The organism is Bradyrhizobium sp. CCBAU 45389, assembly GCF_028128625.1.
GTDB lineage: Bacteria > Pseudomonadota > Alphaproteobacteria > Rhizobiales > Xanthobacteraceae > Bradyrhizobium > Bradyrhizobium liaoningense_B.
The window spans coordinates 414,024-436,697 of sequence record NZ_LBIY01000096.1 but is presented as its reverse complement, the minus strand read 5'-3'; the positions used below and the strand labels follow the sequence as shown (position 1 = coordinate 436,697).

Sequence of the window (22,674 nt, the reverse complement as noted above, 5' to 3'; positions counted from 1 at the left end):
CATGCTGAAAACCCTGCTTGACGCCCTCGCGCTGATCTCCACCTGGGAGGTCATCATCGCGATGTTTGCGGCCTCCGTGTACGGCCTCGTCATCGGCTCGCTGCCGGGCCTGTCGGCGACAATGGCGACCGCCCTGCTCGTCCCCGTCACCTTCTACCTGTCGCCGATCGCGGCGATCGCGACCATCGTGGCGGCATCCTCGATGGCGATCTTCTCCGGCGACATCCCCGGCGCGCTCTTGCGCATTCCCGGCACGCCCGCCTCCGCCGCCTATGCGGACGAAGCCTATGCCATGACGCGCAAGGGCCAGGCCGAGCTCGCGCTCGGTGCCGGCGTGTGGTTCTCCGCGGTCGGCGGCATCGCCGGCGTGCTGTCGCTGATGATCCTGGCGCCGCCGCTCGCCGAGATCGCGCTATCGTTCTCGACCTTCGAATATTTCTGGCTCGCCCTGCTCGGCCTGATGTGCGCCACGCTGGTCGCGCGCTCCTCGCCGGTGAAGGCGATCGCCGGCATGTTCATCGGCCTGCTGGTCTCCTGCATCGGCATCGAGAACCCCGGCGGCGTGCCGCGCTTCACCTTCGGGATCACCGACCTGTTCGGCGGCATCGAGCCGATCCCGGCCCTGGTCGGCGTATTCGCGGTGGCGCAGGTGATGCGCGCGATGCTGACGCCCGAACCGCCGCCGCTGCCGCGACGAAAATTCGGAAGCATCATGGCCGGGCAGTGGAAGCTGACGAAGCTCTATCACTGGCAGATGACGCGCGGGAACATCGTCGGCATCATCATCGGCGTGCTGCCCGGCGCCGGCGCCGACATGGCGGCGTGGGTCTCCTACGCGATGTCCAAGCGTTTCTCCAAGGAGAAGGAAAAGTTCGGCACCGGCCATGTCGAAGGCCTGGTCGAGGCCGGCGCCAGCAACAATGCCAGCATCGCCTCCGGCTGGGTGCCCTCGCTGCTGTTCGGCATCCCTGGCGACACCATCGCCGCGATCGCGATCGGCGTGCTCTACATGAAGGGCCTCAATCCGGGCCCGACGCTGTTCACCGAGAAGGCGTCGAGCATGTACGCGATCTATCTCATGTTCATCATCGCCAACATCCTGATGATCCCGCTCGGCATCGCCATGATCCGCGTCGCGGCCTACATCCTGCTGGCGCCGCGCTCGACCGTGATGCCGATCATCATGCTGTGCTGCGCCGTCGGCTCGTTCGCGATCGGCAACAACATGTTCGGCGTGGTCACCGTCGCCGCCTTCGGCGTGATCGGCTACGTCATGGAAGCCAACGGCTATCCGGTCGCCGCGATGGTGCTCGGCATCGTCATGGGCACCATGGTCGAGCAGGCCTTCGTCACCTCGCTGATCAAGTCCGACGGCAGCATCCTGCCGTTCTTCGAGCGCCCCGTCGCGGCGATCCTCGCCGCCATGGCGATCGGCGCCCTGCTCTGGCCGGTGATGGTGTGGGTGTGGCGGAAGGTGAAGCCGGCGCAGACAGTCGCGGCAACGACCCGGTGATATCGGGCGGGCGGGCCTCGCCTGCCCCGCCCGGGCGTTGTAAAGCAGGTCATGACTGAGAAGAAGGCCTCGCTCGACATCAAGACCCTCGCCCGCGACCTGCGCGCCGGCCATCGCGCGGCCCTCGCCCGGGCCATCACGCTGGTGGAGAGCCGTCGCGCCGACCATCAGGCGCTGGCGCGGGAGCTGGTGCAGAAGCTTCTGCCCGACACCGGCAAGGCGTTCCGCGTCGGCATCACAGGCTCGCCCGGCGTCGGCAAGTCCACCACCGTCGATGCGCTCGGGACCTATCTGATCGAGCAGGGCCACAAGGTCGCGGTGCTTGCAGTGGATCCGTCCTCGGCACGCAGCGGCGGCTCGATCCTCGGCGACAAGACGCGGATGGCGCGCCTCGCGGCCTCCGACGATGCCTTCATCCGCCCCTCGCCGTCCTCGGGCACGCTCGGCGGCGTCGCCGCCAAGACGCGCGAGGCGATGCTGCTGTGCGAGGCCGCCGGCTTCGGTGTCGTACTGGTCGAGACTGTCGGCATCGGCCAGTCCGAGACCGCGGTCTGCGACATGACCGACTTCTTCCTCGCCCTGATGCTGCCGGGCGGCGGCGACGAGCTGCAGGGCATCAAGAAGGGCCTGGTCGAGCTCGCCGACATGATCGCGATCAACAAGGCCGACGGCGACAACCTCAAGCGCGCAAAGATCACCGCCGCCGACTATCGCGGCGCGCTGCATATCTTGGCGCCGCGGTCCGAACACTGGCATCCGCCGGTCGAGACCTATTCGGCGCTGACCGGCGACGGCATCGCAAAGATCTGGCAGAAAGTTCTGGATCACCGCAAGGCGATGAATGCCTCCGGCGATTTCGCGGCGCGGCGGCGCGAGCAGCAGGTGAAATGGATGTGGTCGATGCTGGAGCAGCGCATGCTGGCGCGGCTGCGCAGCGAGGCCTCGGTCCGCACCAAGGTTCGCAAGATCGAGACTGAAGTCGCCGATGGCCATCTCACGCCGGCGCTCGCCGCCGAGCAGATCCTGGAGTTGCTGCAATGAGCGACAAGCTCCGCATTCTCCTCACCGGTTTCGGGCCCTTCCCCGGCGCGCCCTATAATCCGACCCAGCCGCTGGTGACACGGCTGACACGGCTGCGCCGGCCGGCGCTCGACGATGTCGCGCTGTCGAGCCACATCTTTCCGGTGACCTATGCCGCGGTCGACCGGCAATTGCCCAAGGTGCTCGCGGCGCAAAGGCCCGACGCGCTGTTGATGTTCGGCCTCGCCGCACGCACGCCTTACCTGCGCATCGAGACCCGCGCGCGCAATGCGGTCACCATGCTCTGGCCCGACGCCGCCAACACCCGCTCGAGCAAGCGCGGCATCGCCGGCCATGCCGACGCGATGATGTTCGGCCCGCACACGGCAAGGCTGCTGCGCGCCGCGCGCCTCACCGGCATCGACGCGCGCCCCTCGCGCGATGCCGGCGCCTATCTCTGCAATTATCTGAGCTGGCGTGCGATCGAGAACGTCAGGGCCGGCGGCCCGGGGCTCGCGGCGTTCATCCATATTCCCCTGCTGGCACGCAGTGGCGCCGTGCGTCGCAAGGGCGCGCCGCGCATCACGCTGGAGGAGCTGGTGGATGCGGGGGAAGCGATGCTGATGGAGATGGTGGGGTTGGCAAGGAAGCGGCGCGCTTCGTAGGGTGGATTAGCGAAGCGTAATCCACCTCTTCTGCATCAACATGTTCCGTGCTCGCGGTGACATGGTGGGTTACGCCTGCGGCTAACCCACCCTACGGCACCTCGCTTTGCGGTAAACATTTAACCCTACCGCGAACAATCCCCGCGCCTTCGGCCACGCTGCGCTACCTAACTCCCGCGGACCCCGCGTCCGCCGGAGGACGCGTCATGGACCTCAATCGCCGTCATCTCATCGGGGCTTCGACCGCCGGCATCGCCGGCGCACTCGCCATGCCCGCCGACGCCGCGCGCGCGGCGCCGCTGACGTCGCTGCTCGGCCGCGATGCCACGCAATTTGGCGTGCGGCCCGGCAGCAGCGAGGACCAGACCCGCGCGCTGCAGCGTGCGATCGACGAGGCCGCGCGGGCGCAAATGCCGCTCGCCCTGCCGCCCGGCATCTACCGCAGCGGATTGCTGCGGCTGCCGAACGGCGCGCAACTGATCGGCGTGCGCGGCGCGACAAAATTCATCTTCACCGGCGGGGCCTCGGCGATCCAGAGCGACGGCTCCGACGCGATCGGCCTCACCGGCATCACCTTCGACGGTGCCGGCATTCCGCTGCCGACGCGGCGCGGACTGGTCCATGTCCTCGGCGGGCGCGATGTGCGCATCACCGATTGCGAGATCACGAACTCCGGCGGCAGCGGCATCTGGCTCGAGCAGGTCGCCGGCGATATCTCCGGCAACATCTTCACCGGCATCGCGGTGACGGCGGTGGTCTCGTTCGACGCCAGGGGTCTCAGTGTTTCCCGCAACACGATTCTCGGCACCAACGACAACGGCATCGAGATCCTGCGCACGGCGGTTGGCGACGACGGCACGCTGGTGGCCGACAATCGTATCGAGAACATCAAGGCCGGCCCCGGCGGCTCCGGCCAGTACGGCAACGCCATCAACGCGTTTCGGGCCGGCAACGTGATCGTGCGCGGCAATCGCATCAGGAACTGCGACTATTCCGCGGTGCGCGGCAACTCGGCCTCCAACATCCACATCACGGGCAACAGCGTCAGCGACGTGCGCGAGGTCGCGCTCTATTCCGAGTTCGCGTTCGAGGCCGCCGTGATCGCCAACAACACCGTGGACGGTGCCGCGGTCGGCGTCTCCGTCTGCAATTTCAACGAGGGCGGCCGCATCGCGGTGGTCCAGGGCAACATCATCCGCAATCTGATCCCGAAGCGTCCCATAGGCACCGCGCCGGATGACGATGCCGGCGTCGGCATCTACATCGAGGCGGATACCTCGGTGACCGGCAACGTGATCGAGAACGCGCCGTCCTACGGCATCGTCGCCGGCTGGGGCAAATATCTGCGCGACGTCGCGATCACGGGCAATGTGATCCGCAAGGCGCTGGCCGGCGTCGGCGTCTCCGTGGTGCCCGGCGCCGGCACCGCGCTCGTCAACAACAACATGATCTCGGAGACACCGCGCGGCGCCGTCGTCGGCCTCGATCACGCCCGCGCGGTGACGGCGGACCTGTCGGCCGACGGCGCGCAACGGTTTGCGCAGGTGGTGATCGGCGGGAATGCGGTGCGGCGGTAGGGCCGACTCGCCTCCAGCTTCTAGGCGCTAGAACGCGTTCCTGAGCAGCGGGTACTTCGCCTCGATACCGTCGAGGCTGAGGGTGAATTCGACGACGCGCTCGGGGGCGGCGACGATTTCGGCGGCGGGCGGGGCGAACTGCGGCAGCAGCGCTGCCATCGCAGCGGGTGCGGCGACCGGCGCCTTCACAGCAGGCGCGGTCGACGTCGCGATTGCGGCCGGAGCGGCGACCGGCCTCACGACGGGTACGGTGAGAGACGCGATTGCGGCAGACACGGCGAGCGGCGGCCTCACGGCAGGTGCGGTGAAAGGCGCCCTCGCAGCGGGCGCCTTGAGCGGCGGGACAGCATGAGGCGCGGTGAACGAGGCAACTGCGGCGGGCGCAGCAAGCGGTGCCAGCGGCACGAGCGGGGCTTCGGGGACTTCGGCGAGAACATCCGGCTTGGGATCGAGCCTGACCGGCACGGCGGTCTCGGGAGCGATGTGGACGGCCTTTGGCTGCAAGGTCGTGGGCTGCACGGTCTGCCCCTGCTGCTCTCGCGGAAACACGCGAGGCATCGTCGCCGGCGACCAGCCGAATGCGGAGGTGACGCTCGCAGCCGCTGCCGCGACGTCACCGCCGGTGGCGATGGCGCGCCAGGTCTGGACGGCGCGCTTGGCTTCCTGGATGTTTTCGAGAAAGGCGAGCTCGGAGTGGTAGCGGCGCCAGCGCCCGGTCTCGAACATTTCGGACAGGTGCTCCAGCCGCTGTTCGGCGAGAGCGCACCAGCGTGCCGCGACTTCGCGACTGCAACCCTCCGCGCGGAAAGGCGCGTGACCAGATTCTTGGCGGTGTGTCATGAACCAGCCCGTTGGGAGAAAACACGGATGCGGGGGACGCAACGCACACGAATCAATTTAGACGCGACATGAATATTTTGTGGAAAAGTTTTGACTTGTCCAGCAACGACACGCCGTCCGTCATGAAACACCGTAGTCCCGCGGAGAATTGCTGTGATTTCGAGTCAAGCTTCGCGCAAGCATGACGGACGTGTGCTGCAATCGATGGACGCCGGCGCCCAGCGCCGCCGCGATCGCTCAACCGGAAGCTGATCCCAGATATCGCTTCAAGGAACCGGATGCCCAAAAAGAAAAGACCCGTCCGGGGGGACAACCGGACGGGTCGAGCCATATGGGCGCTTGGGGTGGATGGGCGCTCGCGCCTGATATGACTGATGGGGAGGGATGACCGCTCCCACATAATTTGGTCGTGCTAGCCGGCTGAACGTTCAATGCGCGGTTTTGATTTTTTAACCTTCGGCGTGCGCGCAAAGTTGTCGCAGCGACTATCGCGTCGCCGGCCTATCCGCCTGAGAAATCGCGGCTTTATCGCCTGTGCTCGACAGCGAAGGCTGCTCGATCGCACGGATGCCGGGCTCGTCGCGACGCTTGTCGGCATCTTCACGTTTTGTTGTACCGGACGCAGCCGCAACCGGCGTCGCATTATCGGCGGGAACAGCCATCACCGCGGCAAACGCGTCGGCCTCGCCGTCGCCAAAGAGATCATCACGCCCGGGTGAGCCGAGATCGCGCGCGGTCTTCGCGAGCGTCATGCGCAGCGCTTCCGGCTTGAGTGCGTAGTTGCGCTCAAGCAGTAGCGCCGCGACGCCGGAGACATAGGCGGCCGAGAACGAGGTTCCCGACGTCATCTGGTATTTGCCGTCGGGCGCCGGCAGGAAGATGTCGACGCCTGGCGCCGCCAGCGCGATGTAGTTGCCGCGGTTGGACGCGGAAAACAGCTTGTCCTGCTGGTCGGTCGCGCTGACCGCGATCACGTTGGGATTGGCGGCGGGATAAAGCGGCGGCGATTTCGCGCCGGCATTGCCGGCCGCCGCGATCAGCACGAGGCCACGCGCGGCGGTTGCCGCAATGGCGCGCTCGATCACGGCGTCCTTCGGGCCGGCAAAGCTCATATTGACGATCTGCGCGCCGTGCTCGGCGGCATAATTCAGCGAACGCAGGATGATATAGGACGAGCTCTCCGCGCCGCCCGTGGTGCCGCCAAAGGCACGGATGGCGATGATGCGCGCCTCGGGCGCGCTGCCCATCAGGCGGGCATGCGCCACGATGGCGCCGGCGATGCCGGTGCCGTGAACATGCGGGCCTTCCGCGCTGCCGAGCGCGTCGAAACTGTCGGCGATCGAATTGGCAAGCTCGGGGTGTTTGGCGTCGATCCCGGAGTCGATCACAGCAACCGTCACATTGGCGCCGTGCGCCAGCGTGTGCGCCTGCGGCAGGCGAAGCTTTGCCAGCGCATATTGCGCGGGGTCGCCTTCGGTCGGCGTCGCCGACTTCTGGTCCTGAAGCAGGTAGCGGAAGTTCGGCTGGACCGAGCGGACACTGCCGTCGGCGGCGAATTCACGCCGCACCGTCTCGGTGGGCCGGCCGTCGGTGATGCGGAACAGGCCGAACGTCGCCCCGATCAGCGGAAAATTCTCGGATGCGACCCGTGCAAGGCCATGGCGGCGCGCGAGCTCGTCAGCCTCCGTCACCGACAGGGCGCCGTCGATCTCGGCGACGAATTCGCCTGCGAAGATGCGCTGGTTCACCGCAACCGGCGTGTTGCTGCCGCGTCCCTTGCTGGCAGCCTTCTTGCCTGATTTGCCGCTGCCGCTGCCCTCGCCGCCTGCGTTCGGCTGCGCCAGGCATTCGCCGTCGGCATCGCGATAGGCTGCGGTGCAGGACGGGTAGAGATTCGGCGAGTAGCGCACATGGGGCAGCACCGGCGTCGGCCCGATCCGGGCCGACGGGATCCGTGCGACCGTCGTCGTGGGGATGGTGCGTGGACCGGAACCGACGCTCACCGCCCGCGCAGTGATGGTGGGAGAGATGGTCGGCGTGCGCGAGGGGACGCTGATCGTGGGCGTGCGCATGATTGCCTGCGCCTGCGCGACCTCGACGCCGAGGCAGGCGGCGAGCAGCAGCGCGGCCCCGACCGACGAAGCGTAGGCCCCGGCTCGCAACTTACTCTCGGACTTGCGCGTCATCGGTTCAGAGGCGCCCTACGGCGCCGCAACAGCGAGGTTGACGAACTTCTCGCGCTGCATCCTGGCGAGCAGCGCGGCGAGCTCGTCCTGGCTCATCGCCTTGTCGAACTGGAGGCGGAACATGCCACCCTTGGCATCGCCGATGATCGACGCCTGGTAGCTGTCGAGCAATGCGGTGATGTCGGCAACACGCGCCTCGGGCGTGAAGCGCACCAGGGCGCGGGCCGGCGCTGCGGATGCACCGAGTTCGCGCGTGATCGGCGCGCCGGTCGAAAGCGAGGCGGTCTGGAAGGTCGCGGTCTGGGTCTTCATCAGCACCGCGCCGATGATGCCGGCCTGCAGCAGCAGCGCGATGGCGCCAAGGCTCGCCGACCAGGCCAGCGTCCGCGGCGACAGGCCCGCGAAGAAGGTCGCGATGCGCGCCGACAGCGGCAGCGAAGTGGCAGCACGCGCCGGCTCGGCATCGATCGCGGCGAACAGCTTCTGCATCGCGCGCGCCGACGGAGCGCCGAGTCTCTCGTTCAGATGGATGGTCTCTTCGTACTCGCCACGGATCGCGGCATATTGCTTGGCAAGCTCCGGATCGCGCGCCAGCGCGTCCTCGACGCGGCGGGCATCGCGCGCGTTCAGCGTGCCGGCGGCGTGCCAGGGCAGCAGCAGTTCAATTTCACTGGGCTCTTGCTCCAGCATCTTCTTGCTCAAAGCCATCATGGCCAGCCTCGCTCAACGCCGGCTGCTTTCAGCAGTTCGGCCAGTTTCTTGCGCGCATAGAACAAGCGCGTCTTCACAGTGTTCTCCGGGATCCCGACGATTTCGGCGACTTCTTCCACGGACTTCTCGTGGTAGTAGACGAGATCGACGATTTCCCGATGTTCCGGCGAGAGGCCCGTCAGGCACTCCCGCAACGCTGCACTGGTATCCTTCTTCTGCACCACCGTTTCCGGATCGTCGGACTGGTCCTCGATCGCGTTCGCAGCGTCTTCGTCCAGTTCAAAATCCTTCCTGCGCCGGAGCGCCGAGAGGGCCTTGAATCGGGTGATTGCCAGCAGCCAGGTGGAAACGGCGGATCGGCCTTCGAACTTGCCGGCTTGACGCCAGACGTCGAGAAACACCTCGCTGATGAGGTCTTCCGCCGCCTGCTCGTCCCGCACGAGCCTCAGCCCGAACCTGTAGACCCTGACATGGTGCCGCCCGTACAGCACCTGCATGGCGAGCCGGTCGCCCTGAGCGATCCTGGCGATCAGGACCTCGTCCGAAGCCGCCTGTGTCACGCTCAAAGCTCGTCTCGCAAGGTTGGTCGGGTCGATGCGGCGGAGGGTTCGACGGGCGGTGCAAAATTGTTCAAGCTACCGCAGTCGTACGGGGACCGGTGTGATCTGCCCCACATACATGCATTTTTCCTGCCCCGCCCGTCGGGGGCGCCCGCCTCAAGCCAGATCGGTAACATAATACTGAAGCACTTTCCTGCGGATCGCCTGCCCGGCACGGGCGGGCCGATCAAGTCCGGTTCCATAGCAGTCCTGCACGACGTATGTCTCACGAACCCCCGCTTTGGCTCGACTGCATCGCAAACGATGCCTAATCGCCGGCAAATTCCCCCGTCCGGCCAATGTCATCCTGTTCTGCGCTGCACGCTTCGGATTCGATTTCAAAGGATACCAAACCTAAAGGCTTGCCACGTAGATTTTTGGGCTGACATCCACCATTGGCGGGACCATGAACACGGCCGCGACGTCGCTTCCCGAGAGGAATGCCGCTGAGGTCGCGGATCTCGTCCGCATGCCCGAGGCGGCGGCGCCGGAGGTCCGGACGCGCCGGGCCTGGCAGCGCCGCCAGATGTATATCGGCCAGGTGGCGAGCTATTCGCTCGGTGCCTCGGTCCTCCTGGTCTACGCCTATGACGGCGTGATCTCGATCGACATTGCCTCGCTGTTCTGGGTCGGCGGCCTCCTGATCATCGGCACCTTCACCGTGCTGTCGGAGGCCGGCATCGGCGACAAATTCACCGACCACTATCTCACAGTCTTCCAGATCTCGGCGCATATGGCGCTGCAATTCGCGTTCCTGCTGACGGCGCCGACCATCGGCATCGCCTTCATCAGCGTGCTGTTCCTGATCTTCGCCTTCGGCACGCTGCGCATGACCTCGACCCAGGCGATGGTGACCTGGGCGCTTGCGACCGCCGGCCTTGCCGCCGTGTTCCTCGCCTCCGACCTGCCGATCGGCATGCCCGTCGCGACCAGGATGCAGCGGACCGCCTCGATGCTGTGCTTCGTGCTGGTGATCGGCCAGTGCGCCTTCCTCGGCCTGTTCGGCGCCACGCTGCGCAAGATCCTGTATCAGCGCAGCATCGAGCTGAAGGCGGCCTATCAGCGCATCGAGGAACTGGCCGAGCTCGACGAGCTCACCGGCTCCTACAACCGCCGCTGCATCATGCGGCTGCTCGACGCCGAGATCGAGACGTCGCGGCGGACATCGAAGCCTTGTGCGATCGCGCTGATCGACCTCGACTGGTTCAAGCGCATCAACGACGCCCATGGCCATCCGGTCGGCGACGAGGTGCTGCGCACCTTCGCGATCACGATCTTCGCCAACATCCGGCCGGCCGACAGCTTCGGCCGCTACGGCGGCGAGGAATTCCTGCTGCTGCTGCCGGACACCGAGAGCGGCGCTGCCTCGCGCATGCTCGAGCGCCTGCGCCGCCTCGTCGCCGACCTCGACTGGAGCGCATTCTCTCCGGGCATGCATGTGACGATTTCAGCGGGCGTCGTGACGCTTTGCGACAATGATACTGCCGACACGTTTCTCGCGCGCGCCGACAGCGCGCTCTATTCCGCCAAGGCGCAAGGCCGCAACCGCATTGTAACGAACTGACCAATCCATTTTCATCCGGTGCGCCAGAGGCTGCCGGACCGAACGCTCCAGGACAGGGCAATGAGATCCAAAGCCGAAAAATCATCCGAGAATTTGCTTGAAGAATTGCAGGCCGCACTCTCGCACGGCACCGTTGCGCGCCGGGTCGAGACACTGCGCCGCGTCACCGATCTCTTCATGGGCAACGCGGTGGATTATTCCGACGACCACATCCGCGTGTTCGACGACGTGTTCGAGTGCTTGATCGAGCAGATCGAGACGTCGGCGAGGGCGCTGCTTGCCGACCGCCTCGCACCGATCGCGGCCGCGCCGCCGAAGATCATCCGCACGCTTGCGCTCGACGAGGTCATCGAGGTCGCAGGACCCGTGCTGACGAAATCGGAACGGCTGGACGAGGCCACCCTGATCGAGATCGCGCGCACGCGGGGCCAGGCCCATCTGAAGGCGATCTCGCTGCGGCGGATTCTGTCGGAAGCCCTGACCGACGTGCTGGTGACACGCGGCAACGAGGATGTCGTGCAATCGACGGTCAGCAATCCGGGCGCGCGGCTCTCCGAGGAAAGTCTCACCGACCTCGTCACGCGCGCCGAGCGCGACGACGGCCTCGCCACCTGCATCGGCCTGCGGCCCAGCCTGCCGCGCCATCACTACCTGAAGCTGGTTGCGAAGGCGTCCTTGAGCGTACGCAGGAAGCTGGAGGCCGCGCATCCCGACCTCGCGGACGAGGTGTCGGGCGTGGTGCAGGAGGCGGCCCAGCGGGCCCGCGCCGCCGCCATGACCAGGCAGACCGAGATGGCGCGCGCGCTGGTGAAGTCGCTGCACGAGGACGGCCGCCTCAACGAATTCCAGATCGCCACCTTCGCCGAACAGGGCAAGTTCGACGAGACCAATGCGGGGCTCGCTGCGCTCGCGGGCGTCGCGATCGAGACCGCCGAGACCATGATGATCGAAAGCCGCACCGAGGGCGTGATGATCCTCGCCAAGGTCGCGGGCATGCAATGGTCGAGCGTGCGCGCGATCATCGCCATGCGCGAAAAACTGTCCGGCGGCACGCCGGCCGACATGCTGGCGCTGCGCGACACCTACGAGGCGCTGCGCTCGTCCACCGCGCAGCAGGTGCTGCGCTTCCACCGCATGCAGAACGCGACGCCGGCGGCGTGACGCCGCCGGGTTCAATACCTGAGCACCCTCGATCCTACCGCCGCGCCGATCGCCGTCACCACCGCGGTCGCGATCGTGTACCAGGTCGCGACGAACAGCGGTGAATCGTCGGTGCAGTGCGAGGCATAGAGCGTCGCGGCAAGTCCGGCCGACACCAGGCCCGCGAGCGCGCCGGCAAGCGCGGGCCGCGATGGCGCGCCATGGCGCAAGCCGAACAGCGCTCCCGCAAGCAGCGGCAGCGACATCGCGGGAATCGCCAGCAGGCAGGTCCTGGAGTTCTTGCCCATCAGCCGCATCGTCATCGGCATCGCCGGGGCCATCATCGCCTCGCTGCCGATCGCAACCGCAAGCAGGCCGATGGGGAGCAGCAGCAACCAGCCCCAGCCGCGCAGCAGGGCTTCCGGCCGCGACAGATGCAGGCTGACGATGATCGCGGGGATCGCGAGCGACAGCGTGACCGCGAACTTCATGTCGAAGAAGGGATTGTGCATCGCGCTCATCACGTCGGCGCGCACGCCGAGGAAGGTCGCGAAGAGGAGGATCGACAGCGGCGCGGCCACCAGCAGCGCCATCGTCAGCACGGCGCCGACGCGGGGCGCACGATGGGCGTTGTCGGCCGCGAGCGAGCGAATGAGTTGATCGGTATCCATGACTAGTGGTCCCGCAGTTTGGCCGTCAGTGCGGCAAGTCCGCGATGCAGCGCGACCCGCACCGCACCTTCGCTCATCGAAAACTTCGCCGCCGTATCCTTGATCGATGCGGCCTCGACCGCGATCGACTGCAGCACGTCGCGCTGACGCTGCGGCAGTGTGTTCAGCTGCGCCGCGACCTCGCCCGCGGAAGCCGTCTCCTGCGGCGCTTCGCCCGGCAGCGTCTCGGCGAAATCGTCGATGTTGACGAAGACGCGCCTGCCGCGCCGCCTCAGCGTATCGATCAGCTTGTTGCGGGCGATCGCGAACAGCCAGGGCGCGAAGGGGGCTTCGCTGTCCCAGGTGTGCCGCTTCAGATGCACCGCCAAAAGTATCTCCTGCACGATGTCCTCGGCCTGGTCGGGAGGCTGCCCGGCCCGCGCCAGGCCGCGCCTCGCGGCGGCGCGCAGCACCGGCGTGACCGCCCTCAGCAGGCGATGATACGCCGCATCATCGCCTGCCATGGCCGACCGCATCAGGCCGGTCCATTCGTCCTCACGTCCGCGCACGCGCGCCCCTCACCATGCAATTCGGCCGCTCTTTCAATTTGTTACGCCGGTCGAGCATGATCACGACTTCGTGATATATGCTGGGAACCGGTGCTCCGATGCGGCCGGAAAACTCGTGACGGCTCATAACACCGATCGTTCCGGTCCGCACCCGGCCCCCAGCCGCAAGGGGACGGCTTGCCCCGCTTTTGCCCAGTGTGGCCCGAAGATTCCCCTTTTCTGCCCCGCTATCGTCACCTCGCGGCGTCTCTGTTCGGTCCCGGGGAGGGGTGAATTGGGGAGATCGTCACATGATGAAAACCAGCGGGCGCGCTGCCCTGATTCTTCTGGCCGGGCTTTTCCTGCTGTTCGGAGGCGCTGCACAGGCGGCGCCAGCGAGCAGCCAATCGGACAGCGCGGGCCAACAGGCCGATGCGGTCAAGCCTAGCAAGCACCGGCAGCACTCTTCTCGCCGCACCAGCAGCAAGACGGCGCAGAAGTCCTCCGACGACAAGTCGAGCAACAAGGAGGCCGCGGCAAAGTCCGACGGCGCCAGGACTGGCGACAAGACTGCCGACAAGGCCGATACCGGTCTGCCCGCATCGCGCCAGATGCCGCCGGAGGTCGCCAACGCCAATGCGCAGCTTGCCGCCGCCGATACGCCGGCAGCTGCCGCCTCCGCCATGACCGGCCGGGCCAACGACAACGTCCAGGCGGCGGCCGATAACAGCGCGGCACCAAACGCCGAGAGCCAGATCGTCGCCCCCGACCAGCCGAACGATCTCGACCGCGCCGTGCAACAGGACAACCCGCCTGCCCAGAAGGCGGTGATTGCCGCGACCGAGGCGCAGCCGCGACCCGCGCCGGTGATGGCCAGCAGCCAGCAGAGCTCGGCCTGGGACCAGAGCTCCCTGATCGGCAAGATCTTCATCGGCGTCGGCACGCTGCTGACGCTGGCGTCCGCCGCGCGCATGTTCATGGCCTGATTTCTTGGCCTGATTTGAAGAAATCCCGTCCGGAACGCGCGACGTGCCGCGTGTTCCGGACCACCTTTGGCTCTTGAAGCCCACCGCGCCAGCGGGCACATTGCCCGCCCAATCAAAAGCGTGGGTGGAGCATGAGCACGTTCGAACACATCATCGTCGAAAGTAAAGGCGCGGTCGGTATCATCAAGCTGAACCGGCCGAAGATGCTCAACGCGCTCTCCTTCGGCGTCTTCCGCGAGATCGCCGCGGCGGTCGACGATCTCGAGGCCGATGACGCCATCGGCTGCATCGTCGTGACCGGCAGCGACAAGGCCTTTGCCGCCGGCGCCGACATCAAGGAGATGCAGCCGAAAGGCTTCATCGACATGTTCTCCGAAGACTTCGCCGCGATCGGCGGCGACCGCGTCGCGCGCTGCCGCAAGCCGACCATCGCCGCGGTCGCGGGTTACGCGCTCGGCGGCGGCTGCGAGCTCGCCATGATGTGCGACGTCATCATCGCGGCCGACACCGCCAAGTTCGGCCAGCCCGAAATCACGCTCGGCACCATTCCCGGCATCGGCGGCACCCAGCGCCTGACCCGCGCCATCGGCAAGTCCAAGGCGATGGACCTCTGCCTCACCGGCCGGATGATGGATGCAGCCGAAGCCGAGCGCTCGGGCCTCGTCAGCCGCATCGTGCCCGCCGACAAGCTGATGGACGAAGTCATGGCTGCCGCCGAGAAGATCGCCTCGATGTCGCGCCCGGCAGCCGCGATGGCCAAGGAGGCGGTGAACCGCGCCTTCGAGACGACGCTCGCCGAGGGCATGAGCGTCGAGCGCAACCTGTTCCACTCGACCTTTGCGCTGGAAGACCGCTCCGAGGGCATGGCGGCGTTCATCGAGAAGCGCAAGCCGGTGAACAAGAACCGGTAACGCGAGCGCGCGGTCAGGCTGGTGTAAGGCTCTGGCGTCTCCTCGCAGAAATGCTGTGACGCACCTGCAACAAGCACGGAATACATGGGAGTTTTCCCCGCGGCAGTTTGCCTGCGCGACCCCGGCTGGTTAAACAGTTAAGAGGCCACCGTCGGCGGGGGCGGACAGCCGGGGTTTAGCGAGATTACATGATTGGGCGAGCCGCCAGAGCTGGTCGCGTGATGACGCGGCGTCGATCGGGCGTGGGTCCTGTGCTTGCGACATGGACCACGCTGGCGCTCTCGTGCGCCCTGCCCGTCCAGGCATGGGCCGAAGCCCTGCCGGAGGCATTGGCAAAAGCCTACCAGACCAATCCGCAGCTCAATGCCGAGCGCGCGCGCCAGCGCGCCACCGACGAGAACGTGCCGCAGGCGCTGGCCGGCTACCGGCCGCAGATCGTGGCCAGCCTCAGCGCCGGCCTGCAATCGGTGCGCAACCTTTTGCCTGACAACACCATCCAGACCGCGAACCTGAAGCCCTGGATCATCGGCGTCACCGTGACGCAGACCCTGTTCAACGGCTTCCGTACCGCCAACAACGTGCGGGCCGCCGAGCTCCAGGTGCAATCGGGCCGCGAGGCGCTGCGCAATGTCGGCCAGGGCGTACTGCTCGATGCGGTCACCGCCTACACCAACGTGCTGGCGAACCAGTCGCTGGTCGAGGCACAGCGCTCCAACGTCGCCTTCCTGCGCGAGACGCTCGCCGTCACCCAGCGCCGCCTCAATGCCGGCGACGTCACGCCGACCGACAGCGCCCAGGCCGAGGCGCGCCTCAACCGCGGTCTGTCCGATCTCAACGCCGCCGAGGTCGCGCTTGCGGTGAGCCAGGCGACCTATGCCCAGGTGATCGGCAACGCGCCGTCGCAGCTCAAGCCCGCCGAAGTGGTCGACCGCTATCTGCCGAAGGGCCGCGAGGATGCGCTGACGATGGCGATCCGCCAGCACCCGGCGGTGATGGCGGCCAGCTTCGACGTCGACGTCGCCTCCACCAACATCCGCGTCGCCGAGGGCGCGCTGCTGCCGAGCGCCAGCGTCCAGGGCAGCGCCAGCAAGAGCCGCAACAACGACCCGACGCTCGGGACCTTCGCCGAGGACCAGGCCTCGGTCGTCGCCAATGTCACCGTGCCGATCTATGACGGCGGCCAAGCCGCCGCGCAGACCCGGCAGGCCAAGGAGATCACGGCGCAAAGCCGGCTCGTGCTCGATCAGGTGCGGAACCAGGCGCGCACGGCAGCCGTCAGCGCCTGGGTCGCCAATGAAGGCGCCAAGATCGCGGTCTCGGCCTCCGAATCCGAAGTGAAGGCGGCGACCGTCGCGCTTCAGGGCGTGCAGCGCGAGGCCGCCGGCGGACAGCGCACGACGGTGGACGTGCTGAACTCGCAGGCCGATCTGATCCAGGCCAAGGCCCGCCTGATCGGCGCGTTGCGTGATCGCGTGATCGCGTCCTACACCCTGCTCAGCGCCGTCGGCCATCTCGACGTCAAGACGTTGAACCTGAACACGCCGGACTACCTGCCCGAAGTGCACTACCAACAAGTCCGCGACGCCTGGCACGGCCTGCGCACGCCGTCGGGGCAGTAGCCTCAAATCTCCTGGGTCGGTGCCGATGAAAAGCCGCCGCATCCATCTGATGGGAGCTTCGGGCTCCGGGGTGACGACGCTCGGCCGGGCGCTCGCCGGCCGGCTTGCGCTGCCGCATCACGACAGCGACGATTATTTCTGGCTGCCGACCGTGCCGCCCTACCAGACGACGCGCTCCGCCGCCGATCGCCTGCGCCTGATGCGCGAGATGTTTCTGCCGCGTCTCGATTGGGTGCTGAGCGGTACCGTCACCGGCTGGGGCAACGAGCTCATCCCGTTCTTCGATCTCGTCGTCTTTGTGACGACGCCGCGCGAGCTTCGCTTGCAGCGCCTGCGTGGCCGCGAGGCTGCGCATTTCGGAGCTGATGCCGTCGCACAGGGCGGCTGGCGTCATGAGGAGACGGAGTCGTTCGTCGAATGGGCCTCGCGTTACGAAGCCGGCGATCGCGAGGGCCGCAGTCTCGCAAGAGATGAAGCCTGGCTCGCGGGCCTGCCCTGCCCGGTCGTGCGCGTCGACGGCTCACGTCCGCTTGCGGACCTCGTCGAGCAGCTATGCAACGAAGCGCAGCTGCTGTCCGGCTGATGTGATAGTGTCCCGGCACACTTCCAAATAGAAAAAACCAGGGAGAGAAACCGTGCTCAACCGACGCAGCGTCCTGCTTGCCTCCCTCGCCGCCGGAGTAGCCATGACCAACAGAGCCCACGCCCGTGCGGCGCAGCCTGCGACGCCGGTCAATTTCGACGTCCCCGCGCATGCCTGCGACTGCCACACTCACATTCATGGCGATGTCGAGAAGTTTCCGTTCTTCGCCGGCCGCGTCTACACGCCCGAGCCGGCAAGCCCCGAAGAAATGGCCGCGCTGCACAAGGCGCTGCATATGGAACGCGTGGTGATCGTCACCCCCAGCGTCTACGGCACCGACAATTCGTCGACCTTGTTCGGCATGAAGGCACGCGGCGCCAATGCGCGCGGCGTCGCCGTGATCGACGACAAGACGACGGAGAGCGCGCTCGACACGATGCAGCAGGACGGCTTCCGCGGCATGCGCCTCAATCTCGCGACCGGCGGCGTCAACGACCCCAACGTCGGCAGGTCACGCTTCACCGCCGCCGTCGAGCGCATGAAGGCACGCGGCTGGCATGTGCAGCTCTACACCACGCTGGCCATGATCTCGGCGATCAAGGACCTCGTCGAGACGGCGCCGGTGCCGGTCGTGTTCGACCATTTCGGCGGCCTGGAGGCTTCGCTCGGCCTGGAGCAGCCGGGCTTCTCCGATCTCGTCGCGCTGGTGAAGTCCGGCAAGGCCTATGTGAAGATCTCCGGCGCCTATCGCTCCTCGAAGCTCGCGCCGGATTACCAGGACATGGTGCCGTTCGCGCGGGCCCTGATCGCGGCGAATCCGGATCGCATCGTCTGGGGCACCGACTGGCCGCATCCGGATTCGAGCCGTGTCGAGGGACGCAAAGCCACCGACATCGCGCCGCTCTACCAGATCGACGATGGGCGCCTGCTCAACCAGCTTCCGGTGTGGGCGCCGGATGCGGAGGTGCGCAAGAAGATCCTGGTCGACAATCCGGCGCGGCTCTACGGATTTTGACGTCGGCGCCGGGCGTTAACGCGCCCGGCGCGAGAAGAACGAGATCAGCACCGGCAGCGTCACCAGGATGACGACCGGCGCCAGCATCATGCCGGTGACGACGACGACCGCGAGCGGCTTCTGCACCTGGGAGCCGATGCCTTCGGACAGTGCCGCCGGCAGCAGGCCGACGCCCGCGACGACGCAGGTCATCAGCACGGGCCGGAGTTGAAGCTCGCCGGTGCGGATCACCGCGCTCATGCGGTCCACGCCCTCTTCGATCAGCTGGTTGAACTGCGACAGGATGATGATGCCGTCCATCACGGCGATGCCGAACAGCGCGATGAAGCCGATCGCCGCGGATACGCTGAAGGCGGTGCCGGTGATCAGCAGCCCCAGCACGCCGCCGAAGATCGCCATCGGGATCACGCTCATCGCGAGCAGCGTGTCGGTCATCGAGCCGAAATTGAACCAGAGCAGGACGCCGATCAGCGCCAGCGAGATCGGCACCACGATCGACAGCCGCCGGATCGCGTCCTGCAGATTGCCGAACTCGCCGACCCATTCCATGTGCGAGCCCGGCGGCAACTGCACCTGGGCGGCGATCTTCTGCTGCGCCTCGCGGATCGCGCTGCCGAGGTCGCGCTCGCGCACCGAGAACTTGATCGGCAAATAGCGTTCCTGCTGCTCGCGATAGATGTAGGCGGCGCCCGAGACGAGGCTGATGGTGGCGACTTCGCTGAGCGGAATCTGCGTGACGGTACCGTTCGGACCGGGCGCGCCGATGCGCAGATTCTGGATCGCCTCGGCACTCCTGCGGAATTCGGGCGCAAGGCGAACGATGATCGGGAAATGGCGGTCGCTTCCCGGCTCGTACAGATCGCCCGCGGTGTCACCGCCGATCGCGACCTTGATGGTGGCGTTGATGTCGCCGGGCGCGAGCCCGTAGCGCGCGGCCTTGGCGCGGTCGATGTCGATCTGGACGGTCGGCTGGCCGAGCGAGGTGAACACCGCAAGGTCGGTGACGCCCTGCACGGTCGCCAGCACCGACTTGATCTTGTTGGCGGTGTCGGTGAGCGCCTGCAGGTCGCTGCCGAACAGCTTGATCGAGTTCTCGCCCTTCACGCCGGAGACGGCTTCGGAGACGTTGTCCTGCAGATATTGCGAGAAGTTGAACTCGACGCCGGGAAAGCGGTCGTCGAGCTGCTTGAGCAGCTCCGCGGTCAGCTCTTCCTTGTCGCGCGTGCCGGGCCATTGGCTGGCGGGCTTGAGCGGTGCGAAGAACTCGGCGTTGAAGAAGCCGGCGGCGTCGGTGCCGTCGTCGGGGCGGCCGTGCTGCGACACCACGGATTCCACCTCGGGCCGGGCCCGGATCACCTTGCGCATCTCGTTGACGTAGCTGTTGCCTTCCTGGAGCGAGATGGTCGGCGGCAGCGTGGCGCGGATCCAGAGATTGCCCTCTTCCAGCTTCGGCAGGAATTCGAGGCCGAGCAACCGGCCCAGCGCCACCGTCATCACCACGAGGCCAATCGCGCCGCCGAGCACGATGCTGCGGTTGGCCACGGCCCAGTTCAGCACCGGCATGTAGAGCCGGTGCAGGATCTGCATCACCTTGGTCTCGGTCTCCTCGACATGCGCGGGCAGGATGATGGCGGACAGCGCCGGCGTGACGGTGAAGGTGGCAAGCAGGCCGCCGGCCAGCGCATAGGCATAGGTGCGCGCCATCGGTCCGAAGATGTTGCCCTCGACGCCGGAGAGCGTGAACAGCGGCAGGAAGGCCGCGATGATGATCGCGGCGGCGAAGAAGATCGAGCGCGAGACGTCGGCGGCGGCGCTGAGGATGGCGTGGCTCTTCATGCCGAACAGCGTCTCGTTCGACATATGCTCGGTTTCCGAGACCGGGGTCGTCTGCGTCAGGCGGCGGAAGATCGCCTCCACCATGATGACGGTGGCATCGACGATCAGGCCGAAGTCGATCGCGCCGACCGACAACAGGTTCGCCGATTCCCCGCGCAGCACCAGGATGATCACGGCGAAGAACAGCGCGAATGGAATCGTGGCGCCGACGATCAGCGCGCTGCGGAGATCGCCGAGGAACATCCACTGCAGCAACACGATCAGCAGGATGCCGACCACCATGTTGTGCAGCACGGTGTGGGTGGTGAGCTCGATCAGGTCGCCGCGGTCGTAGATGCGCTCGATGCGCACGCCGGGCGGCAGGATGCTGGAATTGTTGATGGTCTGAACGAGCTGATGGACGCGCTTGATGGTCGGCGAGCTCTGCTCGCCGCGGCGCATCAGGACGATGCCCTGCACGATGTCGTCGGAATCATCGAGGCCTGCGATGCCGAGGCGGGGCCGTTGCCCCACGGTGACGGTGGCGACGTCCTTGACCAGCACCGGGTTGCCGTTGGTCTGCGAGACCATGGTGTTGGCGAGATCGTCTAGGGAGCGGATCAGGCCGACGCCGCGCACCACGGCCGATTGCTGGCCGATATTGACGGTGTTGCCGCCGACATTGACGTTCGCATTGCCGACCGCCTGGAGCAGCTGCGGCAGTGTCAGGCCGTTCGCGACCAGCTTGTTGAAATCGACCTGGAGCTCGTAGGTCTTGCTCTTGCCGCCCCAGCCGGTGACGTCGATCACGCCAGGCACGGCGCGGAAACGGCGCTGCAGAATCCAGTCCTGGATGGTCTTGAGGTCGAGCACGCTGTAGTTCGGCGGACCGACCAAGCGATAGCGGAAGATTTCGCCGATCGGGCTGAGCGGCGAGATCTGCGGCTGCACGTTGCCCGGCAGCGGCGCGAGCTGCGCCAGGCGGTTCAGGACCTGCTGCAACGCCTCGTCATAGGTATAGGCGAAGGAGAACTGGATTTTGACGTCGGAGAGACCATAGAGCGAGATGGTGCGGATGGTCGTGATGTTCTTCAGACCCGCGACCTGGGTCTCGATCGGGATCGTGATGTAGCGCTCGATCTCTTCCGCCGACAGGCCCGGGCTCTGCGTCACGATGTCGACCATCGGCGGGGTCGGGTCGGGATAGGCCTCGATGTTGAGCTGGTTGAACGCGATCAGGCCGCCGATCAGCACGGCCACGAACATGCCGACCATCAGGAAGCGCCGGTTGACGGCAAGGGCGACGAGGCGATCCATTCAGGTCTTCAGCTTGTCTTCAGTTTCTTGTGTCGTCGATCAGCTGCCGGACGCCGCGCGGTCGATGAACAGGCTACCCTTGACGACGATCTGCTCGCCGGGTTTCAGGTTGCTGGTGACTTCGACGAGGTTGCCATTGATGAGGCCGGTCTTGATCTCGCGCAGCTCGACCGACTTGTCCTCGCGCGCGACCCAAAGACGGACCTTGTCGGCTTCGTAGATCAGGGCCTGCTTGGGCACTGCCGGCGCGGCACGATCGCCGGCGGAATAGATCGTGACGTTGGCGAACATCTCCGGCTTGAGCAGGCCGTCCTTGTTGTCGATGGTGGCGCGGACCAGCAGGCGGCGTGTGTTGGGGTCGATCGCCGCAGCCACGTAGTTGATCTTCGCGGTGAGCGGGCGGCCCGGCAGCGCCATCACGTTGACGGTGATGTCCTGGCCGATGCACACCGCGGCCGCATCGCTTTCGCGCACGAAGGCGGTGAGCCAGACCGTCGAGAGATCGCCGATCACGAAGACCGGATCACTCGCGCCGGAATTGACGAACTGGCCCGGGCCGATCTTGCGCTGCACGACCGTGCCGGAGATCGGCGAGTAGATCGTGATCTCCCGATTGATCGTGCCCTTGTCCTGGAACGCCTTGATGGTCTCGTCGGTGAAGCCGAGAATGCGCAGCTTGTTGCGCGCGGCCTCCAGCGCCGTCACCGAGGAGCGCATGTCGTTTTGCGCCTGGACCTGGGTCGCTTCCGCCTGCTGATAGTCCTTCAGCGGGATGGCGTGGCCCTCATAGAGATCCTTGGCGCGCTTGAACTGGATGTCGGCGAGATCGATCGCCGACTTCGCCTTGTTCTGCGCGGTCATCGCCGCGATGAAATCGTTCTGGGCCTGCACGGTGTCGGCGGCCTCGATTGTGAACAGCGGTTGACCTTGCGTCAGGGTCTCGCCGGGCTTGGCGAGCAGCTTGGTGACCCGGCCCGCATAAGGCGAGAACACCGGCGTCGAGCGATCCTCGTCGACCGCGACCTTGCCCTCGGTGACGTATTCGGCCCGGAAGGTCTTGGCCTTGACCGGCTCGATCGTCAGGGTCGCCCACTCGGACGGCGTCGGCGTGAAATTCTGCGCATTCCTGCGCGACTGGCTGGAAATCTCGGAGTGGCTCTTCTCCTTGGCGCCCGCACGGAGAAAGCCGTAGGCCCCGCCGGCGGCAAGAGCTAGTAAAACTACGGATGTGATCACCCGCCGTTTTGTAAGCACCTGCAATCGCTTGGTATTTTCAACTACCATGGGGCCCGGTCATGTCTGCGACGATGTCGGCAAACGATAGCCTCATCAGTCGCGCTAATAGTGCCGAATTGGGAGTTCAAACAACCTAAAAAACGCGTCGCGCCTTTCCGTTTGCGTTAAAATTTTGCGAC

19 protein-coding genes are annotated in these 22,674 nt (G+C 66.4%); 11 read left to right on the top strand and 8 right to left on the bottom strand.

Features of this window, described 5'->3' with window-relative positions; genetic code table 11:
* Position 1: 1 nt before the first annotated feature.
* The 4 genes from XH79_RS31815 to XH79_RS31800 all read left to right on the top strand — a co-directional run bounded on the left by XH79_RS31815 (position 2) and on the right by XH79_RS31800 (position 4,775).
* Positions 2 to 1,513, top strand: a complete 1,512-nt coding sequence (locus XH79_RS31815) for a tripartite tricarboxylate transporter permease (RefSeq protein ID WP_271584224.1) — start codon at positions 2 to 4, stop codon at positions 1,511 to 1,513.
* 51 nt (positions 1,514 to 1,564) lie between these two features.
* A complete protein-coding gene (gene meaB / locus XH79_RS31810) occupies positions 1,565 to 2,554 on the top strand; it encodes a methylmalonyl Co-A mutase-associated GTPase MeaB (RefSeq protein WP_271584223.1) in 990 nt (329 codons plus the stop codon).
* Entirely contained in the window at positions 2,551 to 3,198 is a 648-nt protein-coding gene (locus tag XH79_RS31805) for a pyroglutamyl-peptidase I (RefSeq protein ID WP_271584222.1), read from the top strand. The genes meaB and XH79_RS31805 overlap by 4 nt, the downstream gene beginning before the upstream one ends.
* Before the next feature lie 206 nt (positions 3,199 to 3,404).
* Complete coding sequence (locus XH79_RS31800; protein ID WP_271584221.1) at positions 3,405 to 4,775, top strand: TIGR03808 family TAT-translocated repetitive protein; 1,371 nt, start codon at positions 3,405 to 3,407, stop codon at positions 4,773 to 4,775.
* Between the two features lie 27 nt (positions 4,776 to 4,802).
* Here the strand turns inward: XH79_RS31800 and XH79_RS31795 are convergent, their stop codons facing one another.
* The 4 genes from XH79_RS31795 to XH79_RS31780 form a co-directional block, all read right to left on the bottom strand.
* The gene (locus XH79_RS31795) at positions 4,803 to 5,615 is read right to left on the bottom strand and encodes a TIGR03809 family protein (protein ID WP_271584220.1); all 813 of its coding nucleotides are present in this window, start codon (positions 5,613 to 5,615) and stop codon (positions 4,803 to 4,805) included.
* 485 nt (positions 5,616 to 6,100) lie between these two features.
* Positions 6,101 to 7,801: a S8 family serine peptidase gene (locus tag XH79_RS31790; protein WP_271584219.1), complete on the bottom strand. Its 1,701-nt coding sequence runs from the start codon at positions 7,799 to 7,801 to the stop codon at positions 6,101 to 6,103.
* A 15-nt stretch (positions 7,802 to 7,816) separates the two neighbouring features.
* Positions 7,817 to 8,512 carry a hypothetical protein gene (locus XH79_RS31785; RefSeq protein ID WP_271584218.1) on the bottom strand — a complete coding sequence of 232 codons (696 nt, stop codon included), beginning with the start codon at positions 8,510 to 8,512 and terminating at the stop codon, positions 7,817 to 7,819.
* Positions 8,509 to 9,078, bottom strand: a complete 570-nt coding sequence (locus XH79_RS31780; protein ID WP_018647974.1) for a sigma-70 family RNA polymerase sigma factor — start codon at positions 9,076 to 9,078, stop codon at positions 8,509 to 8,511. Before XH79_RS31780 ends, XH79_RS31785 begins: the two co-directional genes overlap by 4 nt.
* 439 nt (positions 9,079 to 9,517) lie before the next feature.
* Between XH79_RS31780 and XH79_RS31775 the strand changes: the two genes are divergently transcribed.
* A complete protein-coding gene (locus XH79_RS31775) occupies positions 9,518 to 10,675 on the top strand; it encodes a GGDEF domain-containing protein (protein ID WP_271584217.1) in 1,158 nt (385 codons plus the stop codon).
* A gap of 60 nt (positions 10,676 to 10,735) precedes the next feature.
* On the top strand, positions 10,736 to 11,836 hold the full coding sequence (locus tag XH79_RS31770) for a DUF2336 domain-containing protein (protein ID WP_271584216.1): 1,101 nt from the start codon (positions 10,736 to 10,738) through the stop codon (positions 11,834 to 11,836).
* An 11-nt stretch (positions 11,837 to 11,847) separates the two neighbouring features.
* On the opposite strand, the gene XH79_RS31765 is transcribed toward XH79_RS31770, so the two are convergent.
* The gene (locus XH79_RS31765; RefSeq protein WP_271584215.1) at positions 11,848 to 12,486 is read right to left on the bottom strand and encodes a DUF1109 domain-containing protein; all 639 of its coding nucleotides are present in this window, start codon (positions 12,484 to 12,486) and stop codon (positions 11,848 to 11,850) included.
* 2 nt (positions 12,487 to 12,488) lie between these two features.
* On the bottom strand, positions 12,489 to 13,034 hold the full coding sequence (locus XH79_RS31760; RefSeq protein ID WP_271584214.1) for a sigma-70 family RNA polymerase sigma factor: 546 nt from the start codon (positions 13,032 to 13,034) through the stop codon (positions 12,489 to 12,491).
* A gap of 290 nt (positions 13,035 to 13,324) precedes the next feature.
* Between XH79_RS31760 and XH79_RS31755 the strand changes: the two genes are divergently transcribed.
* The 5 genes from XH79_RS31755 (at position 13,325) to XH79_RS31735 (ending at position 18,127) form a co-directional block, all read left to right on the top strand.
* A complete protein-coding gene (locus XH79_RS31755) occupies positions 13,325 to 13,999 on the top strand; it encodes a hypothetical protein (protein WP_271584213.1) in 675 nt (224 codons plus the stop codon).
* Positions 14,000 to 14,130: 131 nt separating this feature from the next.
* Positions 14,131 to 14,910: an enoyl-CoA hydratase gene (locus XH79_RS31750; protein WP_271584212.1), complete on the top strand. Its 780-nt coding sequence runs from the start codon at positions 14,131 to 14,133 to the stop codon at positions 14,908 to 14,910.
* Between the two features lie 188 nt (positions 14,911 to 15,098).
* Positions 15,099 to 16,529 carry a TolC family outer membrane protein gene (locus XH79_RS31745; RefSeq protein WP_333938911.1) on the top strand — a complete coding sequence of 477 codons (1,431 nt, stop codon included), beginning with the start codon at positions 15,099 to 15,101 and terminating at the stop codon, positions 16,527 to 16,529.
* A gap of 25 nt (positions 16,530 to 16,554) precedes the next feature.
* On the top strand, positions 16,555 to 17,112 hold the full coding sequence (locus XH79_RS31740; RefSeq protein WP_212343751.1) for a hypothetical protein: 558 nt from the start codon (positions 16,555 to 16,557) through the stop codon (positions 17,110 to 17,112).
* Between the two features lie 52 nt (positions 17,113 to 17,164).
* Positions 17,165 to 18,127, top strand: a complete 963-nt coding sequence (locus XH79_RS31735) for an amidohydrolase family protein (RefSeq protein WP_271584210.1) — start codon at positions 17,165 to 17,167, stop codon at positions 18,125 to 18,127.
* Positions 18,128 to 18,142: 15 nt separating this feature from the next.
* Here the strand turns inward: XH79_RS31735 and XH79_RS31730 are convergent, their stop codons facing one another.
* Positions 18,143 to 21,259, bottom strand: coding sequence for an efflux RND transporter permease subunit (locus tag XH79_RS31730; protein ID WP_271584209.1), 3,117 nt, complete (start codon positions 21,257 to 21,259; stop codon positions 18,143 to 18,145).
* A 39-nt stretch (positions 21,260 to 21,298) separates the two neighbouring features.
* Positions 21,299 to 22,543, bottom strand: coding sequence for an efflux RND transporter periplasmic adaptor subunit (locus tag XH79_RS31725; protein WP_212343748.1), 1,245 nt, complete (start codon positions 22,541 to 22,543; stop codon positions 21,299 to 21,301).
* Positions 22,544 to 22,674 lie beyond the last annotated feature (131 nt).